The organism is Streptomyces sp. SM1, assembly GCF_002910825.1.
GTDB classification, from domain to species: Bacteria; Actinomycetota; Actinomycetes; order Streptomycetales; family Streptomycetaceae; genus Streptomyces; species Streptomyces okerensis.
In genome coordinates this window covers 1-2248 of sequence record NZ_NEUB01000483.1, presented here as the reverse complement: position 1 = coordinate 2248, position 2248 = coordinate 1, and the positions used below count along the sequence as shown (strand labels likewise).

The following is a 2248-nucleotide window of genomic DNA, read 5'->3' as shown; positions in this document are numbered from 1 at the left end:
GCCGCGCGGGCCGGACTGCGGCCCGACGGCTCCGGGCGGGTGGCGTGCCCGTTCGGCTACGCCGACGCGGACAGCGCGGTACGCGGCCTGAAGTCGACGGGACTCTTCGATCCGGCGATCACCGCCACGGACCCGGCACAGGTCGACAAGGAACTGGCGGAGGCCCTGCATCCGTACCAGCGGCCGGACGGGACCGTGTGGATGCCGAACGTGTTCCGCTACCTCGTCGCGCGCACCCCCTGAGACACACCGCTGGGGCGCCCCCTCGGCGAGGGGGCGCCCCAGCGGCACACCGGCGAGGGCCTCAGCCCATGAACTTCTTGAACTCGTCGGGCAGCTCGAAGTCCTTGCCGCCCTGCTGCGGCAGCCCGAAGGCGTTGCCGCCGTCGGCGGCGGCGGCGCGGCGCGCGGCCTCCTCCTGCTCCTGCTGCTTGCGCTTCATCGGGTTGCCGGAGCGCTGCTTGCCCTTGGCCTGCTTCTGCTTCTTCTTCGTCCGGCCCGGACCGCCGCCCATGCCCGGCATCCCGGGCATCCCCGGCATGCCGCCGCCCTGCGCCATGCGGGACATCATCTTCCGCGCCTCGAAGAACCGTTCGACCAGGTTCTTCACCGCGCTGACCTCGACGCCGGAGCCCTTGGCGATACGGGCACGGCGCGAGCCGTTGATGATCGTCGGCTCCTGGCGCTCGGCCGGGGTCATCGACTTGATGATCGCGGCGGTGCGGTCGACGTCCCGCTCGTCGAGGTTGTTGATCTGGTCCTTGATCTGCCCCATGCCGGGGAGCATCCCGAGGAGCTTCGAGATGGAACCCATTTTCCTGACCTGCTCCATCTGGGCCAGGAAGTCGTCCAGGGTGAAGTCCTGGCCCTTCTTGGACGCCAGCTTGGAGGCCATCTTCTCGGCCTCTTCCTGACTGAACGTCTTCTCCGCCTGCTCGATCAGGGTGAGAAGGTCACCCATGTCGAGGATGCGGGAGGCCATCCGGTCCGGGTGGAAGGCGTCGAATTCGTCGAGCTTCTCGCCGTTCGAGGCGAACATGATCGGCTTGCCGGTGACCTGCCGGATCGACAGCGCCGCACCACCGCGCGCGTCACCGTCGAGCTTGGAGAGCACCACGCCGTCGAAGCCGACGCCGTCGCGGAAAGCCTCCGCGGTGTTGACCGCGTCCTGACCGATCATCGCGTCGACGACGAACAGGATCTCGTCGGGGCCGACGGCGTCGCGGATGTCCGCGGCCTGCTGCATCATCTCCTGGTCGATGCCCAGGCGGCCGGCGGTGTCCACGATGACGATGTCGTGGACCTTGGTCCTGGCGAACTCGATGGAGTCCTTGGCGACCTTCACCGGGTCGCCCACCCCGTTGCCCGGCTCGGGCGCGTAGACGGCCACACCCGCGCGCCCGGCGACGACGCTCAGCTGGTTCACCGCGTTCGGGCGCTGGAGGTCGGCGGCGACCAGGACCGGGGAGTGCCCCTGGTCCTTGAGCCACTTGCCGAGCTTGCCCGCGAGGGTGGTCTTACCGGCACCCTGCAGACCGGCCAGCATGATCACGGTGGGGGGCTGCTTGGCGAAGCGCAGCCGGCGGGTCTCGCCGCCGAGGATGGTGACCAGTTCGTCATTGACGATCTTGAGCACCTGCTGCGCCGGATTCAGCGCCTTGGAGACCTCGGCACCGAGCGACCGCTCCTTCACGTTCTTGATGAAGGTTCGGACGACGGGCAGGGCCACGTCCGCTTCCAGGAGGGCGATGCGGATCTCACGCGCCGTGGCGTCGATGTCCGCTTCGCTCAGCCGGCCTTTTCCGCGGAGGTTTTTGAAAGTCGCGCTGAGGCGGTCGGAGAGAGTATCGAACACGGCGGCGTCGGTCCTCAGGGTCGGGGGCGGAACTGGGCTGCCCTCCAGGGTATCCGGCCCGGCAAGCAAATCGTCCCTGCCCGCTGCAGAGAGCGGTCAGGGACGAGATCCCCGCGTCGGCGGGGAGCAGAGAATGCCTGGCAGCTTGCGGATGCTGCCCATCGGACCACCCCCGCGTCGGCGGGGAGCACATCCGGTGAACGCATGGCCTGGCCAAAAGGTCACGACCGCAACGTCTCCTCCAGCTTCCGGGCCATCGACACCGCCTCCTCGCCGGGCAGAGGCGAGCCGTCCGGCAGGGTCACGTAGAAGGCGTCGACCGCGTTCGCCCCCAGCGTGCTCGCGTGCGCGCTCCGCACCCGCACCCCCGCGTCCTCCAGTGCCCGCCCGATG

The 2248-nt window shown here is 69.2% G+C and carries 1 protein-coding gene and 1 pseudogene; one reads left to right on the top strand and one right to left on the bottom strand.

What is annotated here, in order from left to right:
- Nucleotides 1–243, top strand: a pseudogene (locus B9S61_RS11990) (SAM-dependent methyltransferase); the annotation flags it as partial.
- Nucleotides 244–304: 61 nt separating this feature from the next.
- On the opposite strand, the gene ffh reads toward B9S61_RS11990, so the two are convergent.
- Nucleotides 305–1855 carry a signal recognition particle protein gene (ffh, locus tag B9S61_RS11985; RefSeq protein WP_103542241.1) on the bottom strand — a complete coding sequence of 517 codons (1551 nt, stop codon included), beginning with the start codon at nucleotides 1853–1855 and terminating at the stop codon, nucleotides 305–307.
- Between the last annotated feature and the right edge of the window lie 393 nt (nucleotides 1856–2248).